9 protein-coding genes are annotated in these 26,129 nt (G+C 46.6%); all 9 read right to left on the minus strand.

Going from position 1 to position 26,129, the window contains the following annotated elements:
• Nucleotides 1–13: 13 nt before the first annotated feature.
• A complete protein-coding gene (locus V144x_RS19800; RefSeq protein ID WP_144987394.1) occupies nt 14–3,106 on the minus strand; it encodes an efflux RND transporter permease subunit in 3,093 nt (1,030 codons plus the stop codon).
• On the minus strand, nt 3,103–4,254 hold the full coding sequence (locus tag V144x_RS19805; protein WP_232102579.1) for an efflux RND transporter periplasmic adaptor subunit: 1,152 nt from the start codon (nt 4,252–4,254) through the stop codon (nt 3,103–3,105). The genes V144x_RS19800 and V144x_RS19805 overlap by 4 nt, the downstream gene beginning before the upstream one ends.
• 340 nt (nt 4,255–4,594) lie before the next feature.
• Nucleotides 4,595–6,259, minus strand: coding sequence for an NAD(P)/FAD-dependent oxidoreductase (locus V144x_RS19810; RefSeq protein WP_144987398.1), 1,665 nt, complete (start codon nt 6,257–6,259; stop codon nt 4,595–4,597).
• A 78-nt stretch (nt 6,260–6,337) separates the two neighbouring features.
• Nucleotides 6,338–7,984, minus strand: a complete 1,647-nt coding sequence (locus tag V144x_RS19815; RefSeq protein WP_144987399.1) for an NAD(P)/FAD-dependent oxidoreductase — start codon at nt 7,982–7,984, stop codon at nt 6,338–6,340.
• On the minus strand, nt 7,981–16,086 hold the full coding sequence (locus tag V144x_RS19820) for a type I polyketide synthase (RefSeq protein ID WP_197998540.1): 8,106 nt from the start codon (nt 16,084–16,086) through the stop codon (nt 7,981–7,983). The genes V144x_RS19815 and V144x_RS19820 overlap by 4 nt, the downstream gene beginning before the upstream one ends.
• Before the next feature lie 220 nt (nt 16,087–16,306).
• Complete coding sequence (locus V144x_RS19825) at nt 16,307–18,412, minus strand: AMP-binding protein (RefSeq protein ID WP_144987403.1); 2,106 nt, start codon at nt 18,410–18,412, stop codon at nt 16,307–16,309.
• Nucleotides 18,413–18,453: 41 nt separating this feature from the next.
• Nucleotides 18,454–20,100 (minus strand): HAL/PAL/TAL family ammonia-lyase, encoded by a 1,647-nt coding sequence (locus tag V144x_RS19830; RefSeq protein WP_144987405.1) that lies wholly within the window; start codon nt 20,098–20,100, stop codon nt 18,454–18,456.
• A gap of 337 nt (nt 20,101–20,437) precedes the next feature.
• Entirely contained in the window at nt 20,438–24,544 is a 4,107-nt protein-coding gene (locus V144x_RS19835; protein WP_144987408.1) for a PVC-type heme-binding CxxCH protein, read from the minus strand.
• A 49-nt stretch (nt 24,545–24,593) separates the two neighbouring features.
• Nucleotides 24,594–25,655 (minus strand): LacI family DNA-binding transcriptional regulator, encoded by a 1,062-nt coding sequence (locus V144x_RS19840; RefSeq protein ID WP_144987409.1) that lies wholly within the window; start codon nt 25,653–25,655, stop codon nt 24,594–24,596.
• Nucleotides 25,656–26,129: the final 474 nt, after the last annotated feature.

Raw genomic sequence — 26,129 nt, forward strand, 5'->3', positions numbered from 1 at the left:
ATTGAGATACAAATTAACGATTGCGGAATTTCATCAAGACATAAGCAGCCGGCACGAAATACAGGGCTAAGAGCGTCGCTCCCCCCACACCACCTGCAATGGTGATTGCCAGGGGTGGCCAAAAATCGCCACCGCTGAGAATTAAAGGCAAGAACCCCGCAATTGTAGTGAACGTAGTTGAAAGCACATGCCGGGTGCAGCCATTTACAACATTTACAATTGCTGCGACATCACCACGACTTGCATCAGGATCAGCCCGAATCCCGGCCATCACCACAATCGAATCGTTGACGGCAAGCCCCATCAATCCCATGGTGCCGAGAATCGCCATGAATCCAAATGGATAGCCAAAATACCACAATGCAGCCGGACCCAGACCAACGGCTAAACCAGCCACAGATGCAATAATAAAAGCGATTCGAAACGAACGAAACGAGATCACCAGGATTGAGACCATCAGCGAAATTAAAATGACAGCATCAGCGATCAAATTGGTGACCGCTTCATTTCTCGCTGCCGTTTCGCCTGCAAAGTCGATTGTATAGCCAAGCGGAAGCTTGAAACTCGATTGCTTTAAACGCGAACGAAAATCAGCTAACACAACCGCTGGTAATTTTCCTGCAGTAATATACGCTTTCAATTCGTTAGTATACTCACCATTGATGCGTGTGATCGTAGAGATGTCTGCATCGAGTTGAAAGTCGGAAACTGCAGACAGTGGAGGACCTTCGGAATCCATGATTTCCCCACGTGCATTCATCCGAGGTCCTGTTGGCTGAATGATTAAACCCTGTAACTCATCAAGGTCCATTTCCTCAGCATCAGTAATCCGCACAATGACCGGAATTTCAAACTCACGATGCCGAATCGTTCCTGCTTTGAAGCCTTCTAATGCTGTATAAAGTTGACTGGCAATATCGGATTGAGTCAGCCCCGCCGCGTTCAGCTTGTCTTTATCAAAATCGAGTTCTAAACTGGTCGTCACTTCTCCCAAATCTGACCGAGTATATATCACATCAGGTGTTTCGCTCAAAATTTTTCGTAGTTCAGAACCAAGTTGTTCCAAAACTCGCAGGTCTGGTCCTTTTAATAGAATCTCGATCGGGGCATCAACTGGTGGCCCCTGCTCCAGTTGACGGACCAAAATTCGCGCATCACGATTCGATTGGGTCAACTTAGTTTGCAAGTCACGAACAAAACGAGGCGTATTCATGCCGGGTTCGAGATCAATAAATGCCTGACCGTAGTAGGTGGCATGCTGTCGGCGAGGTACGATGTTATAGTAAAAACTGGGAGCACTTTCTCCCATAAACCAATTCGTATGACGTACTCCAGGTTCGTTTCTGATTAGTTCGTTCAAAGATGTGATAACGTTGCGTGTCTGTTCCTGTGAGGTCCCCACAGGTAATTCGACCTCAATTTGTATCTGATTGCGATCTGAGGCCGGAAAAAACTGTTCGGGCAATTGGCTCGTTTGTACAAACCCCAGCACTGGCAACCCAATCCCCACTAACAATCCCAGTAGTGGATGTTGGCAGACAATGGAAATAGAACGTTGATACATTTTTGAAAACAAAGGAATTGATAATCCCGTCACCTGCTTTGCATGCTCAGCATTTTGGTCAGTCTTGCGAGAGATCATCCCAAGTAATGCGGGAACGATAGTCAGAGCGAGCAGTAAGGAGGCATTGATTGCGAGAATCACACTGACTGCGATCGTACCTACAAATTCGCCAGGTGGACCGGGTAACATCGCAATCGGTAAAAACGCGAGTGTCGTTGTTAGTGTTGAACACAATAATGGCATTGCCAAATGATGCACAGCTTGCGCGATCGCAGTCGAAATTGGCAAACCGGAGTGCATACGCTGGCGGCATTCATCGACCATCACAATCGCGTTATCGATCAATAACCCCAGTGCGATCACAATTCCTGTAATCGACATTTGATGAATTGGAATTTTCAATATCCGTAACCCAGCTAGCACGATCAAGGCCGTCAGCGGTAATGCCAATCCAATAACTGTCGCACTTCGCCAATCCATCATCACAATGATAACAATCATGACAGCAATCATTCCCAGCAATAGATTACTGAGTAGTTCCTGCATACGAAGCGCGACAAATGGTCGCTGAGAAAAGATCACACTTAACTCAACATTTTTGGGTAATTGTTTTTTTAAACCCAGCAATAAGCGATCAAGACGATCCGACCAAAGATCAACCCGATAGTCATCACGTACATAGGCACATATTACGATTGCCTCTTGTCCATCAATCAAGGTCGCATTGATTGGATTCGCTTCGGTTTGAATTGACACATTAGCCAGATCGGAAAGCTTGACCGATTCACCACCACTTCCCGGCTTAATCAGTGTCTCTTTCAAACCAGCTAATGAATCGAACTTGTCCCCATATGTGATAGGACGTTCGATTTGGTTTTGCTTGAGTGTACCGGCAGGAAATCGTGGTTGACTTTGTTCAATTTGCTGACCTAGTGCCCCAACAGTCAACCCCGTCGATGCAAGCTTATCAAGGTCCACCTCAACAACAGCTTCTTCACCGGGATCACCGAAGATACGTGTCGTTTCCGTACCCGCCAGTCGGTCAATTCTGGCCTGTAAATCAATCGCGATCCTTCTAAGAGTGAAGGCATCTGCCGGACCGCCAGATTTCGCGCTTAACGCCACCATCGCAGCATAGGATTTCATTTCAGCGATGCGAATCTCAGGCGAAAGTGCTTGTGCAGGTAAATCAGATTTGGCCTGTTCGATTTTATCTCGTACGCGCGACCAGACTTCAGGGATATTTGATACAGAATCCCGAAGTTCCACTTTTATCAATGAGACACCAGGTCGTGATCGAGATTGAATCGTTTTAATTTCAGCAATACTTCGGATTGCCTGCTCGATTTTCGTTGTTACTAATGAATCAACACGATCCGTATCCGCTCCCGGATAGCTGATGCTCACGACCGCCACACGCCTGGAGAGCACGGGATCTTCGAGTCGAGGTGAGTTATAAAAAGCAGCTACACCAGAAGCAACCACTAAAACCAAGGCCATAATCAACAGCCGTGGATTTCGATAAAAGAATGTCGAAATCATAGGCTCGGCACTTGCTCCGGTTTTTTGTTATCCTTCAATCTCGTTTTTTTCTGTTCTGCATGACGTACAATTTGACCGGGTACAATACGATGGAGTCCTTCGACGACAACAGACATGCCCTCGCGTAAATTTCCAAGTACTAAAGCTCGATCATTACCAACGTCAATCACTTCTACATAGCGTCGCACGATTGTCGGTTTTTCCTCTATCGTCTCCACCAGATAAACAGACCATAACCCTGCAATTTCTTTCATCAATGCAGAAACAGGTAACCAAAATCCTGATTGCTGTTGCGCAGTGGGGAATAAAACATCAACCCGTTCTCCGGCAGTAAACGAATTGGCCGCCTTCGAGTCACGCGGCTGGAGTACCACTGTCCGTGTTTGTGTCAAGGCATCGACCGTAGGGTGAATCGCTGTAACTTGCCCGAAAATGGTTTGCTGATCTTGTTCAATTGGTAATTCCTGCCCCAGTGTGAGAGTTTCAGCAACTTCCGCTGGAAGTCGAACCCACACGCGGTATGCATCGATCTTTGCAATCTTTAATACAGTTCGACCTGGAGAAACAACGCTTCCCGGATCAATCATTTTGTCGATGATCACACCTGTAAAGGGAGCTGTCACATTACAAGCTGCAATCGTGGCATCAACTTCCTGTAATTGTCCTCTTAAATCTTTAATCTGTGCTGTTAAACCGGTTATTTTTTGCTGACGTGATTTTTGATTCAAGGTCTGTATTTGTTCTTCACTACTTTTCAATCTTTCATTGAGATTGTCTCTATTTTCAGACGAGGGAAGCGAGTTCTTCACTTCAGTTTCAAGTCGGTCCAATTCGCTACGCAACTGATTGATTTTCGCCACCATCTGCTCGCTACTCTGGCCTGTCTTTGGTTGGTTAAGCGAGTTTAAGTCAGCCTGGGCAGCCGTTAATTGCGATTGCAAATTGAATTTTTTCTTGAGGAAAGGCTCATCATCTAATTGTGCCAATATCTCGCCCTGTTTTACAGCTGAACCGACATCAATGAACACCTCTGCTACCTTACCCGCTTGTATAAAGCTCAAATCACTACTACGAACCGGCTTGATCAAACCAGAAAACCGTTCAATGAGATCGGGAATCTGATCTTGTTTTAACGTGATCGTTTTCACGCCAATTGTTTCAGTTTGCCTTACTTCGCTTTTTGAGGTTGTTCGATTGGCACTCGTGGGAGAATCACAGGCAGATAAACCAAATGGAAGAAGGATGCCGAAAATCAGGCAAAGCCGTTGGAACACGCATTGTATCATATTGTAGAAACCAAAATTCCCTGTACTGGCTTGGGTAGAGCAAAACAAACCTGAGTCTGCACATCGACATGCCCTCAAATGCCAGAACCTCATTTCAACCTCTTGGTTACAGTATGTGGAAATTTCATGAAATGGCTCCAGGCCGCATCAGCAGCATTTCACAAATTCGATAACTGTATTAAAGGCAGAATCGATAGAGAAATCAACTCAGTTTCAGACCTGCGGTAAGGGGTGCAGGTGGATCAACCTGTTCTGCTTTTTTCTGTGGAAAGATCACATCAAAAACTCCCCGGAACGCATCTTTCATGACCGAGGATGATTTTGCCATGGGGATCGGTGAGGCTGGAGTTAAACCTACCTGTTTTACAATTTCGGCATACAAAGTTTCCATTTGCGCTAAATTAGCAGAGAACTGTCTATCAAACTCATACCAGTTTAACTCAGTGATTAAAGCTTCGTTTTTATTTCGTATAATAGGTAAGTTAGAAATATTGACGAGGCCTGATATCTCCTGACTCGGAATTTTTTGATGCCATAACCGAAAGTAGTCTTGCATCTGATGATTCAAGTCTGACAAGCGGTTCAACTTGGAAACATTTCGCATATACATTGCATGGTTACAAAGTCGTTCCTGCATAAAAATGAAACCGGAGAGTGACCAGTAAATCAAATAATCCCACATCACTTTGACAGGCATCACCTGCGGATTGCCGAATAACTGATACTGATCGCGATAGACGGCAGCCGTGCCGTGAAAAAACTTTTTGAAGATCCGGTCATAACTGAATGCCCTGATACGGTGGCCTCGCCAGGTTAAATCCCGCCAGATTAAATCGGTCAAAAAAGTGTTTGCAAATGCGATGAAGTCACTACCCGGAGAATAAAATGGATCCAGAAAAAAACCGGCCTCGCCTGTGATTCCCCAACGCTGACCTGAAAATACTTGCTGACATTCCCGGGAATAATTTTTATAGACAAGGAAGTCTTGAACCTCAGCATTCTGTTTTCGAAGCTGGCTTGCGAGTTGCGGCTCATTTTTTTCCAGCCAGGCCAGAGATTTCTCTAAAGTGTTGATCTCTGTAAGTGGATGAAATTGTTGTTCAGCAACAATCCCAATACTCGTCGAACCCGATGCCAATGGAATCAACCAGACCCAATAACCCTGGCCCATTAAATGGTTCGTGCTGTACCAGCGGGAAGTCTTCCCCTCGTGGCCGGATTGCCAATCTGGATCGTCTGACCAATCATCGACTTTTAACCGATCGTCGATCCGAAACCAGGCCGCATTACATTTTTGGTCTGTCGGTTTTTGTAATCCCAAATGTTGTTTTAACAAAGCGCGGCGACCACTGGCATCCACCACCCAACGCGATGCGACCGTTTGTGTCATTTCATCACGCGCGTATGTCACCTCATGTCTGCGATTCCACTTATTGATTTGTAGCTTCTTGATGTCGGCACGATCAAGAAAATCAATCCCCTGCTCTCGGCAGCGCTCTCCCAGAAAGTTTTCAAACCGTCCGCGATCTAATTGATAGCTTGCCGCTGGCGCATATCGAGTCCCCCCAATTTCCAAACGTTTCTCAATTCGTGAATTATCGCCATATGGAAAAAAGAAACGCAGACCCAGTTTGGGCAATTGTTCTTCGACGATATGCTGTTTCAATCCGAGTACATCGGCAAAATAATAAGCACCGACCTCGACCGTCGATTCGCCCACTTTATGAGTCGCTTCAGGTACGGGATGTGCCATTTTATCGAGCACAGTAATTTGTGCCTTGGGCAATTTTTGACGACACTGGAGCGCTAAAGCTAACCCAGCCAAACCGCCACCTAAAATTGTGACATCACTTTGTGTTGCCGCCATTATTCTTTTCCCCTAACGGAATTCATTTTTTTCAGTTATTAACAATTATCATTATGTAAATGGTAAACCATCTGGCGACTATAAATTCATTGCTTCAAATACTCGATCGAGTCGGTTTTGAGAGCAATGTCCCTCCTCTGCTGAGGATGCCAGTTCGGGATATTGCAAGCTAATTCGCGATGTAATTTCTAACATTAAGTCTTTGACAATCTCGACATTCCTGGTAAATCGTGCTTTTAACGCTTTGTCTTCTAATTCCTCCGACAATTCCCCATTCAACTGAATCAAGATTTCGATGGATCGTTGATCAACAAATGTCGCATCGATAATGGCAACATCTTCCAGATCATGCCACTCTCGAAAAAACTGCTGCATCTGCACGTTCAATGCCCGCATCGCTTGAATCTCTCGTGACAAAGACTGAATAAACGTCGGCTCGGTCAGTTTGTCTTGAAAATAGAGCAAAGCTGGGAAGCTCCAATACAAAGCATAATCCCAAACATATTTCAAAGACATAATTCGTGGATTTCCGAAAAGGGGATACTGTTCCTGATATGCTAATAAATTGTTCTGGAACAATGTCATAAAAATGCTTTGGAACGCGGGCGCCAAATGGGTAATCGGTCGAGTTGATAAATCAGTCGTGATCAACTCAGTAATCATTGTGTTACCGATCGCGATATAATCGATACCCGGTGAATAAAACGGATCAAGAAATACACCCGCTTCACCCGTTAATGCCCAGCGATCCTTAGAAAAGACCTGCTGGCACCCACGAGCAAGTTGTTTCATGGCCATGAAATCTTTCAATTTATCCTGATGTGGCTCCAGCCGCGCTGCACATTCAGGTTCGTGAATACGTAACCACGCGAGTGCCTTATCGAATCGATTTAACTCATTGAGTTGATGCAGTCGAGGATCAAATACAATTCCCAGACTGGTGGCACCAGATGACAACGGAATAATCCAAACCCAATAACCAGAACCTAATAAATGATTTGTGCTCAACCAGCGACGAGGAACCCGCCCTGTGCGCTGCCCCCACTCTGGTTCATCACACCATTCATCAACTCGAATCTCTGCATCCAACCGAAACCAGACTGCATTAATATTATGATCAATTTCTTCGGAAAGATTTAATTTTCGTTTCAAAAAACTTTGTCGACCGCTGGCATCAATCAACCAGCGACACTGGAGCGAGTGGGCTACATGATTCTGTTCATATTCAATTCGATGTGATGCCGAATCAGTATCCGTTGCCATTTCAATCTGACGCACAAAAGAATCTGTGATTAAATCGGCTCCCATTTTCTGAACCGTCTCGGCAAGATAATTCTCCAAACGTCCCCGATCTACCTGATATCCGGGCGCTGGAAAAAATTCGCTCGTTCCTACTTCCGTACCAGCTGAAATTGGTTGGTCATTCTGATTGAAGAAAAACCGCAAACCTAATTTTGGCAGATGCTGATCGGCTAAATGCTTTTTCAGGTTGAGTCGTTCCCCTAAATAATGGGCTCCAATTTCAACCGTGGATTCCCCCACCTTATGTGAGGCTTCGGGAACAGGAAACGATTTCTTTTCAATAATTGTGATCGAAGTTTCAGGACGCTGCATCAGCGTCTGTCTGGCGAGTGTCAAACCAGCTAGTCCCCCACCGATGATCACGACATCACATTGGTCCTTTTCCATGTTGAGATTCTTTTCTCCACTTTTCGTCTGGTTCATTCTACGGTACTCCCTGCTTGGACTAAATCTGAAATCCAATGGTGTTTTCGCTCGAAGGGAGAAGTCGGTAAACTCATTTTACGTGGTTGCAGCCTGGCATACGGTGCCGACAGATCCAGTGAACAGCCACGTACAAATAAATTTGCCAAAGTCGGTACGATCGAACCAGGCGATTCGTCTTTCGATAACGTACTTGGCAAGACAGTCAAACTTTGTGCTGCCGACCATTTTTCGTTCACTTCTTCAACAGCTTGACCGATTCCAATTTGTAAAATCAATTCGCATTTCATTTCGACAAAACTCGCTAACGTTTCGGCAATATTGTCCTTCGCGACGGCATGTTCTCGCCAGAAACTCCCTGCCAGTAATTGCTGTATGGGAACCGCTTGACCAGTCAAACTATTTAAGATCAGACGATTCGCAGGAAAATAGTTCAGTGTATCGGCGAATTCTTCAAACTGCTGCAATGCCGTAACTGTGACTTCGTCAAACTTAGTTTCGTCGATGTTAGACAAAGACGATTGAATGCCCGGATTCTTCAACAGCCGATTCCGTTCGACGACCAGTTTTAAGCCCTCCTCAGAACTCATCATCCCAGTAAAAACGGCCGCTGAATATTGCCCGATTCCAAAACCAGCCACGACATCAGATTCTACTCCATACGTCTGCCATACCTCGGCTAAACCAAGTTGACAGACAAATTGAATCACATCAAGCGGCAGATCAATCGTATTTCCTGCGACTGACTCGTCGGTAAACCAGCTGATTAAATCAGTCGCTGAGTCTGAACCAGAGTTTGTGAGCGTTTGATAGACTCCGTTCATACGATCAACTAATTCACGAAACGGGTATTGATCTTGATAGAGAATTCGCGACTGTAACAACTCCTGCTTACTCGCATCATGAAACACCCAACCCAGTTTCGGTGTTTCTTTTGCATAGCCAGCCAAGAAACCTTCACGCTGTAAACTCAACTGAGCATGATCCCCTTCACCGCTTGTCAATTCCTTTGCCAACTCTTGCAATTGCGAGACCATGTCTGCCTGAGTTGCTCCCATGATGCCAATTCGATTATCAAAAATGCGTCGACCCGTTGCGGCTGTGTAGCAAAAATCAGTGAGGTTCACCGCTTCGTTAGCTACCAGACAATCATGATATCTTGTAACAGTTTGCTGTAAACTTGAAAGTGAATTCGCGGACATTGTTAAGAGTGAAACCGGTGGATCAGCTGGCTGGTCCACAACAGTTAATTGATGGGGTGCTCTATGTTCTAGTTGAGAACTTAATATGACATGTGCGTTCGTGCCCGCTAATCCGAGCGCTGTCACAGCCGCGATCCGCTCTTCACTTTCCGGCCAGACAGTCTGCTCTTGTACCAAATCGAGAGGCAGACGTTTCCAGGGGATATGGGGACTCGGTTCTTTGCAGTGTAATTGCTGTGGAATCACGCCATGCTGCATTGCCAGTACTGCTTTGATCAGTCCAGAAATTCCCCCGGCTGCTTCCAGGTGACTAATATTGGCTTTTACTGATCCAACCAGCAAACGATTTTTCTGATTTCGTCCTCGCCCAAAGACGGCAGCTGCAGCCGTCAATTCCATCGGATCTCCATACTCGGTCCCCGTTCCGTGGGCTTCCAGGTATTGTACCTGAGCCGGACTGATCTTTGCGTCCTGCAGGGCATCTTGAATCAAGCGACTTTGAGAGCGGCTGTTGGGAGTCGTGATACTACTGCTGAATCCATTATGGCTGATCGCCCCACCACGTACGACTGCCAGAATTTGATCGCCATCCCGTTCGGCATCTGATAAACGCTTCAGGACAACGACTCCACAGCCTTCGCCGCGTCCAAATCCATCAGCGCCGGCGGAAAATGATTTGCAGCGCCCATCTGGTGAGAGCATACCTGTTTTGGCCATCAACAGCGAGTTGAAGGGTGTGAGAATGGCATTCACGCCTCCCGCCAATGCCAGATTGCAATGACCTTCCTGTAAACTTCGCATCGCCTGACACACGGCAACCAGCGAACTGCTGCTCGCCGTATCGATTGCCAGGCTCGGCCCTTCAAATCCGAATGAATAACTGATGCGTCCCACACCCGCACTATGGGAAAAACCGGCTCCCTGGAAATCCGCTAGAATATCGTGGTTTTCCAACGTCGATAACGAGGCATAGTCTGAGGACATAATCCCCATAAAGACGCCTACATTGGAATCCTGCAGCGGGTATGGCTTCACCCCTGCATCCTCGAGCGCGGTCCAACAATTTTCGAGCAACAACCGATGCTGAGGATCAAGCCAGCACGCTTCTTCATGCGAGATACCAAAAAAGTCGGCATCGAAACAATCGATGTCATCCAGGAATCCGCCTTCCCTGGTATACATCTTACCTGGTTCTCGATTGGGACTGTAAAATGCCTCTACATCCCAACGATCAGAGGGAACTTCTCGCACCGAATCAACTCCGGCCAGCAAGTTCTCCCAAAACTCATTAACATCTTTTGCACCGGGAAAACGACAACTCATGCCGATAATAGCAATATCATCGCGGGCAATTTGATCTGCAGAAACAGAGATCGAGACTGATTCATCACTCGCTGCTGGTAATCCTGTTTCAACATCGGAGGAATTTGCTTCAGCCGCTTCGTCGATCATGCCCAGGACATGGTCAGCGATCGCGGTGATTGTCGGATGATCGAATAACATCGTTTGGGAGACGACGTAATCGTCGCCCAGCATCGATTGCAGTTGCATACTGAATTCCACCGCCATCAAGGAATCCATGCCCATCTCGATCAGAGGCCGATCAATCTCAGGCGGTTCAGGTGTTGACAAAATTTGCTGAAACTGGTTCTGAATCGTCTCTATTAACAGTTTTTGTCGCGCAGAACCTTGTAATGTTTTTAACTTTCCGACCATCTCTGAATCGCCCGCCTTCGATTTCTGCGAGGCTGCGGATAATTTCTCAAACAAGGGAGGCGATTCGGAACCGCCGCCCATCCGTTTCCAATCAACGTCTAACACAAGTGCCTGTTGCAAACTGGCTCGAACCGCCTTTTCCAGAACATGATGGGCATCATCAACGGTTAACGGAGTAATCCCCTGAAGAGCGAGGCGTTTGACAATCAACTCATTATCGGCCATTCCTTCCGTCCAGGGGCCCCAGTTGAGACTGATAGCAGGCAGTCCCTGTTGTCGACGGCGATCGGCCAAACCATCCAGGAACCCATTTGCGGCTGCGTAATTTGTTTGCCCCGGTGATCCTAACAACGACGCAGCCGAAGAATACAACACAAAGAAATCGAGGTCGAAATCACGTGTTAATTCATCGAGCAAACTCGCGCCCAGAACCTTTGGCTCCAGGACTTTCTCAAATCGTTCCCAGGTCTGATCGGCAATCAAACCATCGTCGAGTACACCGGCTGCATGAATCACACCTTTGAGCACAGGCCAGTCTGTACCAAATTTGTTACAAAGTTGTTCCATATCCTTACGCAAACTGGAATCGGCTTGATGAATGACGGTACGGCAACCTAACTTCTCAATCTCATTGACCAGTTCCAATGTCGATTCGCTCGGTGGGCGACGCGACACCAACACCACATGCGAGGCTCCTTTCTTTGCCAACCAAAGCCCGGCCTGTCGTCCGAGCATTCCGAGTCCACCGGTAATGAGATAACTCCCCTGCGAGTCAATTGGAAATTCAATTTCATCGATCGAAGTCAAACGCGTTTGCTGCAATCGCGGTACATAATACCGGTTGGATCGAATCACGATTTGATTTTCGACCGTGTCATTCAAGATGTATTCAGCCACTGATTCAGCTTGCTCGTTACCTTCAGAAAGATCATTGCGATTAACGTCAACCAGGCGACAATGGAATTCAGGATGCTCTGCTCCTAACGCACGACCAAAGCCCCAGAACTGAGATTGAATCGGATCAACGTGCTGAGCTTCTCCTGCTTTTGATTCCCCGGACAATGATGCATCAGAAAGACTAATACTATTACTGGTCACAATTTGAAAACCGCACTCAAATCCCTGGACTTTCTCGACCCGACAAGCAGAAAACAGCGCGAGCAAACTCGGAAAATGCAAACGCGAGGTTGATAACGTCGATTCAGATTCGACATCACTCGAATCACATGCTAACCAGACCACCCCCTGTGGAATGGCTTTGTGTTCATCCTCACGAAGTATCTGCAGTAACTCTTGCCAGTGTTGCTGACACTGACCATTCAGTTGGTAAAAGTCATCCGCATTTACCTGGAGTGTTTCCGTAGTTGCCAACTGGATATGAACCGCCCGATGCCCCTTTTCGCAGATCAAGTTTCGAATCGACTCTGCGAGAAGTTGATGACCTGAAGCAGCCCCAGTTGCAGTATTTCGTTCCTGACTGATAATCAACCAGTTTTTCGGTTCAAGTTCCGTCATAGGAAGACGATAGTTCTGCCACTGCAAATCGTATAACAAGCGCGTATCGGAGGTGCCACTCATTCGTCGCAGCAACGCACGATCGAGTCGTTTGACGGTCAAGTTTTTAATCTCAGCTAAGACAGTCCCCTGTCGATCCAGCAATGAAATATCAGCAGATCGAACATCCCCTTCCGGTTCAGTCCACGTCGCAAAACTGAACACGTCCTCTGTCATCGCGCGGTGACAAACCACGCGCTCAATCCCGACGGGTAAAAATAAATCGTCAGCATTTTCACGTAGTAGGCCGGCGGCAAGAGAATGAAAAGCACCGTCGAGTAGCGTTGGCGGAATCGTGTAACCCCGCAAGTCACCCATGGTCTGCAATTCTGCTACAACAAATTCTGTGGAAAATTTGAGCGACTTGACAACTCGAAACGCAGGACCATAGTTCAATTCCAGACTGCCAAGTAAGCCATAAAATTGATCGACATCGGCTGTTTCGGACAGATTTGTGAGAATGTCCTGTAAGTTGATTGCCGGAGGCTGGCTGGCTTCTGACTCCACAACCATGGATCGAAAACATCGAGTCCAGTTCTCTGTTTGTTCCGGGCTCGCATAAACTTGCAAGCTTTTGCCTGATTCATCGTTTGTACGTAAGACAGACTGTATCCGGGTTCGTCCCTGAAGACGCAAAGGTTGCTCAAATACGATCTCTTTCAATTCAATCGCTGGTTGTACTGCTAACGCAAGATCAATAAAGCCTGCGCCAGGAAATACAATCGATCCCATGACCTCGTGGTCGGTTAACCAGGGCGGACTGTCCGGTTCGATAATTTTTTCAAATCGTATTTCGTCAGTGAGCCCTGCCAGCGAGCACTTTTCCCCAAGCAAAGGATGTGTTGAATGTGAAATTGCCTGAGCGGCCTTCGGCTTGGCTGGTCCCCAATAACGTTGTCGTTGAAACGGATAAGTCGGCAGCAGTAGATTTTGATCAGATTGTTTGGGATTCAGTTGATTAAAATCAGGCGTTATCCCCTGCACATACCCCTGGCCCACGACATCAAGCAAAGATACCTCATCATCAACACTTTTGTCTAAACAACACGCAAGCGAAGACTGACTACCATGCCAGACCGAGCGTGCCATACCGGTCAACACGGGTTGAGGTCCCAGTTCAAGTAGGAAACTGGCTTGCATTTCCTGCAAGCTCGAAATGCTATCCGCATAACGAACCGGTTTTCGGATATGATTGGCCCAATAGGTTCCGTCTAATATTTGTTCGTTTCCGATCAATTGACCTGTCACATTACAAATCAAAGGAATACGGGCGGGTTGAAAGTCCAATGAATCAGCGAAACGTGTGAATGCTTCCAACGCCGGTTCCATCAAATGGGAATGGAATGCTTGGGATGTGTTTAATTTTTTACAGCGAACGCCTTCTTCCGAAAACTGTTGAGTTATCTCGTCAACAATCGCTGTTTCACCGCTGATAACAGTATGCAGACCATTTTGAGCCGCAACAGAAACACCCGGATATTCGGCTACAATGGACTCGACTTTTTCATAAGCCGCAAAAACAGCAGCCATAGAACCACCGGTGGGGAGGTCACCAATCAATCGCCCCCGCTCACAAATCAGACGAAAACCTTGTTCCCAATCCATCACACCAGCCACACAGGCTGCCGCATATTGCCCCACACTATGTCCCAGCACAACATTAGGTCGCAATCCCCAACTGAGTAGTAATTGCGCTAAGCCTCTTTGGATCGCAAATAGTCCCGGCTGCGTCCATTCGGTTCGATTGAGGAGTGTTTCCTGCCGCCAAAGTACGTCGAGTAAAGATTGCCCCGATAAATCCTGCATCATTGCTTCACAGTCATCAAGGGCCGCTCGAAACTGGGGCTGTGTCTCATAGAGTTCGGCAGCCATCCCCACATACTGAGAGCCTTGTCCCGTAAATTGCCAGGCGACTGTTGATGAAGGCTGTGCTTGTCCGATGTGAACACCTTGCTGATTATCACTTCGGTAAATTCGATCGAGTAACTGTTCAGCTTTCTGATGTGAGTGAACAACCATCGCGAGGCGCTGTTCCATGTGTCGTCGTCCGACACCCGCCGTGTGTGCTATACTTGCCAGTGGAACTTCATGATGCTGAGTGAGCCAATTACGATATTGGTTTGTCTGCTCCAGTAATGCCTGCTCTGTTTTGGCTGATATGACCAGAAGTTGAGGCTTCTCCTTTCGCTGTTCATGCTTTGTCTCTTTGAAATGCTGCGCACGCTCACTAATAGCATGATTCCGATGACCATTACGATTCGTTGTTCTTGGAGAATAACTCGTAAGCACAACATGGGCATTCGTGCCACTCATTCCGAAAGCGCTGACGCCGGCAATCAGTTGTGATGCATTTGGCCAGGGTGTCGTTTCAGTGACGATATTCACCGGAATTTGATCCCAGGGAATATGCGGGTTGGGTTGTTCAAAATTCAGTTGCGGTGGAATCGCCTGATTTTTCATCGCAAGCAACACTTTAATCAACCCCGCCATGCCCGCTGCCGCTTCCAGGTGCCCGATGTTCGTTTTGACCGAACCAACCAATAGAGGATTTTCTTCGCTACGCCCTTTCGCCAGTGCCGCCACAGCCGCCTGCATTTCAATCGGGTCACCTAGTTCGGTCCCTGTCCCATGGGCTTCTAAATAAGCGACATCATGCGGATTGATTTTCGCCCTTCTCAGTGCTTCCTGAATCACGCGTTCTTGTGCCCGCGGATTAGGAACAGTCAACCCGCTACTAAAACCGTTGTGACCAATGGCAGAACCACGGATGACTGCTAAAATGGGATCTCCGTCACGCTCAGCATCTCGAAGTCGTTTCAATGTGACAACGCCACAACCTTCGCCGCGCACATACCCGTTGGCACCCGCATCAAAAGCCCGCGATTCACCGGTCGGCGACAAGGCTTTCAATTTACACGTAAGAATGTTAGTCGTGGGCGAAGCGATCACATTGACACCCCCTGCCAGTGCTTGATCGCATTCCTTTCGAGTTAAACTGAGACAAGCCAGATGGAGAGCCACTAATGAAGAAGAACACGCCGTATCCACAGCGAGACTCGGACCTTCGAGTCCCAGATAATAAGCCAGACGACCACTTAAAAAACTTCCCGCGGCACCGGTGGCAATATAAGGATTCAAATTTAAAAATGAGTCACTGGCTTCATTCTGATAATCGTTATGCATCCAACCAACGAAGACACCGGTTCGTGGCCCGATTTTCTCAGTTGTCCAACCTGCTCTTTCCAGAGATTCCCAACCGGTCTCAAGCAGCAGCCGCTGCTGAGGATCAACCCAAGTCGCTTCACGAGGTGAAATGCCAAAAAAATCAGCATCAAATGAATCGATCTCATCCAGAAAGGCCCCCGTGCGGGCATACATTTTCCCTGGAGTCTCTGGATTTTCGGAATGGAAGGCTGCTAAATCCCAGCGAGAATCGGGAACTTCATTCAATTCGTTGCGTTGATCGATCAAGCTCTGCCAAAACTGTTCGGGACTACTCGAAGTCTGGGGAAAACGACAGGCGATCGAAACAATGGCAATCTCCTCAGTGGGAGCATGTTGCGCGGCAGCAAGCTCCTGCTTCAATTCCCGAATTTTCAGTAAAGCCTGTTTATTTGGAGATAATTTCATACTGGCTCGTATTGAACACATTTCCGATAATTAGTGAGACGACTTCACTCGTTGAGGAATGTTAGTCTCATTCCACCTAATCCCAGATCGACAAGTACCGGGAAGACGAGGAAGACCTAGTTCACTAATCTTAGTTGTTTGCGGCAATTAGATAAACAGGGAAATAAAGCGATCGGGAGCAGAGGTTCTATCCATTCGCAATTGATCTTAGGATCGAAGTTCAATTTTTCAATTCGCGAATCAGCTGTTCTAAAGCCTCTTGCTCTGATAACCCTTCAATTTCAGCTTCCAAATCGGATGTTTCACTGGGATTATCAGTAAACAAAATGTCACCACCACCTTCTTTTTGAGGTATTTTGACAGTCTGTTCACGACTCACACTGCTTCCAGAAGTTTCGCGATCTGAATCGTCGTTGGAATGAATTTCTTCAAGAATTGACGACAAAAAAGCGGCCAATTCTGCAATGCTGGGATAATCGAATACTAATGTCGCTGGTAAATCGACAGCGTGACCGAGCCTTTGTTTCAACCGTTCCTGCAAATCGACAATCAACAAAGAATCGAGGCCTGCTTCAATAAAACGTTCGTCAGCATTCGGTAGTTCGTCCAACTGCAGCATCTGTTGCACATCCAGTTGGAGCATGGAAGTAATTTCACGCAATCGATTCGCCGGATGTGATTTTAGCATTTCCATCACCCAGGCTGAGTGAACTTTCTGCTTCGCAGCTTCCCGCTCTGACTCTTCCGTTGATACTGAAACATCTATGTCAGTTTTGGGCTGTATCTCTTGCTGCGTTTCAGTAATCATCGATTCTGCTTGTTCGCGCAGAACCCGCTTGAGTACTTTACCCGAAGGATTCCGCGGCAATTCGTCGATCAGCAATAAATGCTTGGGCATCTTATAGCTCGCAAGATTTTGCTGACAGAACTCACGAAGCTGCTCAAGGACCTCAGTATGCGTTACTTCGGAACCAGTTTGAAGATCCTTGGCTAGCACAATGAACGCAACAACCTTCTCACCCAAAATGGCATCTGCTAATCCAACCACTGCTACATCTGAAATTGCGGCATGTTCATGCAGGGTTCTTTCAACTTCTGCCGGAAAGACTTTGAGCCCTGCGATTGAAATCATATCCTTTACACGGTCGACAATATAGAAGTAACCCTGCTCATCAATCCGCCCAATATCACCAGAATGAAACCAACCATCGCGGATTGCAATCGCTGTATCGTCGGGACGATTCCAATATCCCAGCATCACATTGGGACCACGAACCACAATCTCTCCTAATTCTCCGGGTACACAAGTCTCACCTGTCTCAGTATGAACCACTTTCATTTCAACCAGATCAACGGGAGACCCAATTGATCCAGGGATAAATTTCAAACGATGATTATAACTGGCAAAAGGTGCAGTTTCGGTTAAACCATAGCCTTCGTAGATCGGCATCTTGAATTTCTGTTGCCAGCGTTCAGCGACAATTTGTGGTAAGGTTGTTGCGGCCGAGAAACAATAGTTAATGCTTTTTAAATCTTCGAGGCTGCATGTTTCCTCGAGTAATTGAAACATGGTTGGCACACCAAACAGCTTATTCACCCCTTCATCCATGATTAAGGATTTGGATTCATTCAAATCAAAACGCTGCTGTAATACAATGGTTGCCGCTGCATGGAAACCAGAATTCAGTAACGCGTTCTGACCATAACAATGGAATAAAGGCACACTACAGAGAATGCGATCATCCTGATTTAAACCACACAAATTGTTAAAGGCGTGCACGGTTGCCCGTACATTTTGATGTGACAACGTCGCCCCTTTGGGAAAACCAGTGGTCCCAGATGTGTAGAGAATGACTGCCGGATCGTCTGGTTTGGTCGGATAAATGTCAATGGGGCCTGATTCGCTGACGCTGAGAAATTCATCGGAAATTTTATCACCAGCCTCAGAAACCGAAATCAAATGCTGCATACAAGCTGGCATCTGTGATTGTAAATCGACCGATTTGGATTCGACGACGACCAGTGCCACTGCAGTACAATCTTCAACAATAAACCGAATTTCCTGAGGAGTCAGCCGCGTACTCACAGAAACAGCAATCGCACCGACACGCAAAACCGCATAATACCAGACTACAAAAGCGGGTGTATTCGGTAGCGCAATTGCTACTCGATCCCCAGGGTGAACTGCAAACTCTTGCAAATAGCAGGCTGCCTGACTGCTTAGGTGTTCAAGCTCAGCATAAGTAAAACGGATTCCATTAAATACGAGTGCTTCACGCTCAGGAAAAATTTGTGCCGATACCGTTAAGTGTTCACAGATATTCATGACGTCTCTGCAATCATTTTTGTGGTAAAAGTGCTTGGAATTTATACTTCAAAAGCCGCTTTGAACGAGTCAACAAGCGGCTTGATCGCGGAAATGACTCCTTTGCCGGGTTTCAGACCTTGCTTAAGCATTTGTAAGTCTGCTTCCAACCAACGGTCATCATCATGTCCCAGGAAAGGCTGCTTTTGTCCCGTTTTTTCTCCACAGGCATTATAGATGGCATCGTAAATTGGCACCAGAGGTTTTTGCAATAAGGCCCGACCATCAAAATGTCCCAATTCTTGCTTGGCACGTAAGTCGACCGCTTGAATCGCGAACAGACTGGCAACTGCCATATAATCCTGAAACAGATCAACACAACGCCAGGCCATATTCGCTGAAGTCCAGCTTAAACCGTTAATGTTTTGATTAAACTGCTCCGCATGAGTTGGAAAATGTTCTGTAATCGGATTGCCGAAATAGGTCAGCAGCGGCATAATCGAATTGCCTGTAATCTGAAGTCCTTTCAAACCCATGTTGTATATTCGAGAATCATCGCCGCGCAAAGAAGGTGGCAATCCGTGATTAAATTCTGGTGATACCAACTGTGCAATTTGCACATCAAGATGTTTGGCGAGTAATCCCAGAAATCGTCGCAAATCATCCATCGCGATTGCAACATACTGCCCCAAAAAATTCCCATTCTGATAAAAACGCTGCTCGGCACTATCAATGAGAGGATTGTCCGTCACCGAGTTCATTTCAGTGGCGATGACTTCGGAAACATGAGCCATTCCATCTACAATCGGTCCAAAATATTGGGGCAAACAACGCAATGAATATCGATCTTGTATAATTGAATTCGTAGAATTGCCGTTTTTGGACTCAGCTCCCAGGAATTCACGCATTACTTTCGCTGTCCAGAGTTGACCGGCATGCGGTTTATTCTGATGAACAAACGCGGCAAAAGGCTCGTGTTGAACGTTCAAAGCTCGTAACATCATTGCCTGCATTGCTAAAGACATCGCCAGCAACGTCTGCGACTCATAGACACAATTGGCGGCTATCGCAGATGAAAAAGAGGTTCCATTGACAATCGCGAGCCCCTCTTTGGCTTGCAACTCAATCGGTTCCAGTTCCAGTTTTTTTAACGCCGCCAGGCCATCGATTTGCTGGCCATCGAGCAAAATCTGACAGCGCGATGAATGCCCTGTAATCGCGCGACCTATTGTCGCAAGCGGGACAAGGTCACCACTCGCTCCAATAGACCCTAATTCTCGAACCACAGGAATGGCATCTGCGCAAATGAACCGAATTAACCGATCAATAATTTCACGCCGAACGCCTGATTTTCCCTGTAACAATACATTGGCGCGCAACAACATCGCAGCACGAGTATGTCGACTGGAAACAGGTTCTCCCGTTGCAGTTGCCAGAAAGGCGAGTAAGTTGCGCTGTGATGCATTGACCAACTCATTTGGAATCGCAACATCAGCCATTCCTCCAAAACAAGTTGTCACACCGTAGATGGGCTTGTTTTCAGCAACAGCAGTATCAACCACAGCTTTACTGGCGGCCAACTGTTTGAGTACCAGAGAGTCATTTGTGACCCGAGGCATTACTTGCCCTAACCCTACCTGGTAAACCGTATCAATTGATAGCATCCCGCCATCGAGCACTACTTCAGAAGAACTTGCAGGGTTGGTCATTTCGAGTGAATAAGGCCTTGTTAACAAATAATGCTGCTTAAATACGGAATCGCTTCGACATCTCGAGAATAACGAATCAATGGAACGTAAGACATTTGAATGAATTCAAACTATCGTTTCACTGCCAATTGAGTCAATAGGTCTCTTCAATCGAATGACTTTAACCGAAAAATTGAAACGCGGGTACAGGACATAAAACCAGCAGATCAAATCTTCAAATGTGAAAACTATGATAGAACATGGTCAGTGGTCAAGCATAGGGCAATCGAATGAATATTTGCATTTGCTTTGTGAGACCGGGAGGTTTCAAAGATAAAACCCTTCCTGATGTGCCACGTTATTTCAGATACTCAAGTATCTCGCTATAAATCGCGGTGCGGTCCAGCGGTTTCTCTACAGGTAAGTCATGGATCAAAACGGCGTAAGAGAGATGAAGTGGTTCACCTTTTTTCACCCAGGTTTTTATATAGGGTTCTTTCCGCTCCCTGAGCTGTTTCGGAAACGGGTTTGTGACAACGATGCCGTAATCGCGTGCATGCAACCAGGAAGGCCGGAAATTTTTGGGATTGGGAACGACCATCAAACCAACTTGCCTGTCTCCGATGATTCCGGAATAGTCAAACCATTTTGCTTCTTTACCCCACATCGCAGCCGCATTTTTTTTGCCTTGATCATTCAAAATTGATCCGTTGCCTCCTTGAACGCGGAGAGGTGATGCCACGCGAACCGCCAAACCGGATTCTTCCTGGTCTCCAAAATAGAAATCACGTTGATCAGACTGAAAAGTGGCATCGATCCGCAGCAGTATGCCAGCAGGTACTCGATCAAAGTGATATTTAGTGATTTCACTACAAACCAAATGTGATTGATCTTCACTTTTGTAGAGATTTCGGACTATAAAATTCCCCGATTTTTTTGTGCCCGTTGGTGGTTTGATAAAACCGTCAAAAACAACATCCGCTTTTAAGCGCCAGTAATCATTCCCATCCACATCACCAAAACCAATCCAGATTCCAGGATGTATGATCGGATGGATTATGCCTTGCTCACCCGAATATCCTGGATCAATATCATCAGGTCTGCGAGGTGGAAAATTTCGTGTCACTTGAATTCCACGGTGAGTCTTCACATTCACCAATGCGCGGCGCGTCAGTTTTTTTGACTTTTTGAGATAGGTTGCAATACGTTGCTTACCAAAATTAATCTCAAGTTGATTAGGCTGATCAATAAAAGAAAATCCCTTTCGGTCACCGGCAATTTTCTGCGTCATCAACCATGAGACGAGATCGGCAATCTGCTGAGCTGTCATCAGCTTTTCAAATCCTGCCGGCATAGGAGAGACTTTCGTTCCTACACGTTCCTCAATCTCTGCTTTGAGTATGGTCGTGACCTCCCCCTTTGAATTCACCAGCTTCAACGACCGACCCGACTCTTCGAGTACTGCGCCACTATAAACTTTACCATTAACAGTAGCGATTTGCTGTTGTGCGAATCCTTCCGTAATGACGGCGCTTGGTTTAATTATCGATTCAATCAGAACCTGAGGTGTCTTAGCACGTGAGCCGATATCCGACAGGTCGGGAGCAAGTACACTGCCACGGCCTTCCATTTGATGGCATTTCACACATCCTGCGCCACGCGGATGCAGGAATAACTCACGGCCTCGTTCGCTATCAGCAGAACCCATTAATGCGAGTACGTCATCTGCTGTGACCGATTTTGCAACGGGAGTAGATGGAAGCAATTGGCGTTCGAAAAGCACAATATAGTTTCCTCGCCTTGAGTCAGACTCTGGATGATTTGTATTTCCCCCCAGCTGAATTTGCCCTGCAGAAAAACGTTTTCTGTAAAAACGAAATACAGCGTCCGTGGTCTTCACTTCAAGCCCAGTCTCTTCAAATCCGTCAATCTGTCCGATTTTCATCCATGCCAGTGGGCTGGTACATCGGACATCTACCCCCACCAATACTGAGACCTCTTCAGCGGAGGTCATCTTCAACCATCCCATGCCACTGGATCGATCATCATGATTGGCAGTTTGCAGAAATGGCATCCCCCGTAATTCAACGGGAACTTGAGTGACTCGGTAATCACGATCCGTATAGTGCCGCTTTCCAATCATTAATCCCCTCCAGTCAATCGAATAGGGGTGACCGCTATTTACTTTGATGTCAGAAATAAATGCACGGTGTTCATAAGGAGGAATATGTCTAATGCGATATTTCCCTGAGGAAATGCGACCGGCCTGAGTGTTCTCTTGTGCCACAGCAACTTTCAGCGTCATCGTTTGATCGATTTTGATCGACCCCCTGTAACGAGTTGAAGTATTAACCGGACTAGAGCCATCGAGTGTGTAGGTTAACACTCCTCCGGGTATTAATGTCTTCAACGAAACACTGATGGGCTCGTGATATTCACCCGGCGGAGGACTCATTTCGACAAGGGGTTTCGCACTTCCTGTTTTTACAAGCCAACTTTCCACTAAATCTGAAACGCGTTTATCATGATCGGTTCGATAAGCAAACACCTCTTCGGCTGTGATGGCATCATCTTGAAACAGTCCCAGAAGTGCTCCCAATCGGACATTAGCATGCGAATTGTCTATCCATGCTTTACGAGCTTCAGGACTACTGAGTTCTCTCAATGCGTTCCAGAGGGAATAAAATATCACGCGATCTTTTTCTCGCTTTAATTGATCCAGCAATTGGGGGACCCATTGAGTTTGATTTGCCTGCCAGATCGCTTGAACCACTTCGTGTCGCAGTCTCGGCTGCGTTACTGAGAGCTGTTCCTTGACAATATTCGGTAATTGCCTTTGCTTGCCAAATTGACGAACACGAAATGCAAGAATCCGCAAGGCTTGAATTCGCATGTTTTCCGAAGCATTCGCATTACCTGCCAAAGCAGACAAAAATTGTTCAATGGATGGGTCATCCGGGGAGAGTCTCCCCAGTGTCCACAATGCCCATGTTTGCTCTGCTCTGGTGAGATGACCTTCATTCAACCTGGCTAACAGATAAGATTGAGATTCTACACCACGGCGGATGAACTCTGCTTGTGCGTCAGTTCTCCAGGCAGGAAGGTGTGATGCGAGATCTTCGAACAATTCATCATGTGACCATTCTGCCAGTGGCTTCAGGCGATGTTTTTGCTTCCACTCAATCAGCGGGTTTGTCTTATATCGAATTCGATAAACACGGCCGACATCGACCTGCTTGCCAGCTTTGATGGTTGCGCCATAGGCATGTCCCCAACTCAAAATATAGAGCGCACCATCTGGCCCTACTTCGATATCCGTAGGATCGAAGACACGACCTGAACTACTCGGTAAAGAACGACCTCCTTCAGCATGTGCAAATACAGTGGGAGATTTCCCTTTTGCTCTCATCAACGCCCCATCCCATTGAGGGCGGAACAGATAGACTTCGCGACGCATCCAGTCATTAACAAAAAAAACGTTTTGGTATTCAACCGGAAAGTGCTTCGCATGATAGTGAATGACACCGCTTCCCGATCCTTCAAATAATGGGCTACTGGCGGGAACTGTGGGTAGGTGCCCTACACCAGTCCAATGATAACTCCACGGGTGCCCCCAACCGAAATGAGCACCATGAAAGGGAGCGAATATTTTATCTCCGTGTGTCTGATCATTATCGGTACCAAGCCAGTCAAATCCATCGTCAAATGTAATATCCCACGGATTACGGAACCCGCGTGATACAATCTCCAGATTGCGGCCGTCCGGATCACACCGCAAAATGCCTCCCTGTTGGCCCCAGTCGTCAGCAGGCGTATGATATTTTTTTTGGTATTCTCCTTTCTTGAAAACCTCAATGGTTGTGTAGTCTGGAGCACCTTCTGGTGAGGGTAGACCCCACAGCTCACGAAATGCTTTGGGAGCGAGTTGATCAAGCCGGTTATACCCTTTGGAATTCCCCTTGGACATATAGAGTTTTCCATCCGGGCCAAAGTTCAAACCATGTAGTGCATGTTCCAGATTTCCCAGTCCTGTATAGACGCGGACATACTCGTCAGCTTCATCATCACCATCCAGGTCGCGTACGATTGTGAGATCAGGGGCGTTTGCAACCCATAAATCACGGCCTTTCCATGCAAGACCCTGAATGCAATTGAATCCTTCTGCGAAGCGCTTCGTGCGGTCTATGGTGCCATCCTGATTATCATCGATCAGAATATCGATATGATCACCGGGAGATTCTGGTGATGGTGCGCGCCACTGCGGCCCCTGTCCTACAAAAATCCGACCAAGTCGGTCAAATGCCATCACACAAGGATTTCTGACAGCTGGCTCTTTGGCAACAACCTCAACCACAAAACCTTCAGGAACGACTGGTAATAAATCGGTTTCTTCAGCAATTACCGCTGCACAACTAAATAACGAAGTGCAAGCAATCACGTAACGTGTCAGAAAGTGGTAAAACATAAAGCAGTTCCAGGAGTGTCGATGAGGTAAAGTAACAAGGTTTCATTCTCTATGTCAGATCAGTGACAGACATCCCTTCCACCAAACGTGGTTGGACAGAAACATTCACAGCAGGTGTCTCAGGGTGAGCCATGCGCCAGATAAGCTGTTCCACTGCCTGACGGCCGATCTGCTCTGCACAGATATCAATGGTAGTCACCTCAGGATAAAGGCCGGTTAACAGTGGTACTTCATTATTACAGGAAATCAGACTCAAATCTTTCCCAATCAATAAACCACGTCGCGTGCAGGCGCGGTAAACAAGTGCCGCAATGGAATCGGCGGGAACAAACACTGCAGTCGGTTGACGCTTCAGTTTCAATAAACGACCTACCAGCCTGTCTACCAGTTCAACATCCTCAACTGATTTGAGAGGTAGACCCCAGTCGGCATCTTTACCGAAAATGTTTTCAAGTGTCGCACCTCCCTGAGTGGCATGCCATGTGAAACTCGCACAACGTTGACCAAGTGTCACATGATTTGGTTTAGGATCAAGAATGGCAATTCGTTGATGTCCTCGCGAAAGCAGATATTCAGCCGCCAGACGACCGATTTCAGAATCATTCGACTCGACCACATCTCCCCAGTCTGCTTTTTGAGGACGTCCCAAAAACCAGACAGTAGGGATTTCGCGTAGACGCTGAATCAATTTTTGATCGGCGTTCGAAATCAACTCCGTCTGAAGCGCGCCTTTTGCCAGTATCCCATGCACCTGTTTCCGAGAGAGAACATCCGGTAATCGATCTACCAAAGGAAGATCTGCCAAAAGTACATTCGCTCCCTCTTCAGCCAGAGCTGATTCTGTACCGTGAATCCCACTTGCCACTGATGGTAACGAGGCCAACGAACGATCCATCCCAAGCAGAAGCATTGCTATGTTTCTTCTGAGTAAACGCTTGCCTTCAGGCAAGGATTTTCGCCGACGCAAGCGGGTATAATTGAGTTTTTTGATGACTTTCATGACACGTTCTGTCGTTTCAGCTGAAACATTTGGCTCACCAGCCAACACACGACTGACAGTGCCTATCGAAACTTCGGCTGCCTTAGCAACATCTTTCACAGTGACTTGCATAACTTCTCCTGAATGAAATTTCCGAATCAATATACCATTTATTTCATTGAAATAAATGGTGAAACAGGAAAATCGTCAGAAAAATCAACGATTGATAATGAGAGAATTTAACCAGTTTATTGAATAATTTGTTTTCACACTTCAAAAAATCGACCCGTTCAGGATCCAGACTTTGGTGATCATCACACTTATTTCAATTGCATCACTCAATTCTGAAAACGTTTTCAAACCTCCGACTGATTCAGTTTACGCAAGTTTTTTTAAAGAGATTTGATGACCTCAGATTAAGAATGGTTGATTCTCATCTTGGGATTAACCATCTCAACTCGAACACCTCAATTTGATCCAAGACTTGCCTGGTCAGGCCAAAGTGCTATTATGAAATTGATGAGTACTCCATCTCACAGTCAGAAGTGACTATTTGCTAATTCGAACGGCATATCAATCATCTTCGAGGTGTGCTGACGACACAAG

Source organism: Gimesia aquarii (assembly GCF_007748195.1).
Taxonomy (GTDB): Bacteria; Planctomycetota; Planctomycetia; order Planctomycetales; family Planctomycetaceae; genus Gimesia; species Gimesia aquarii.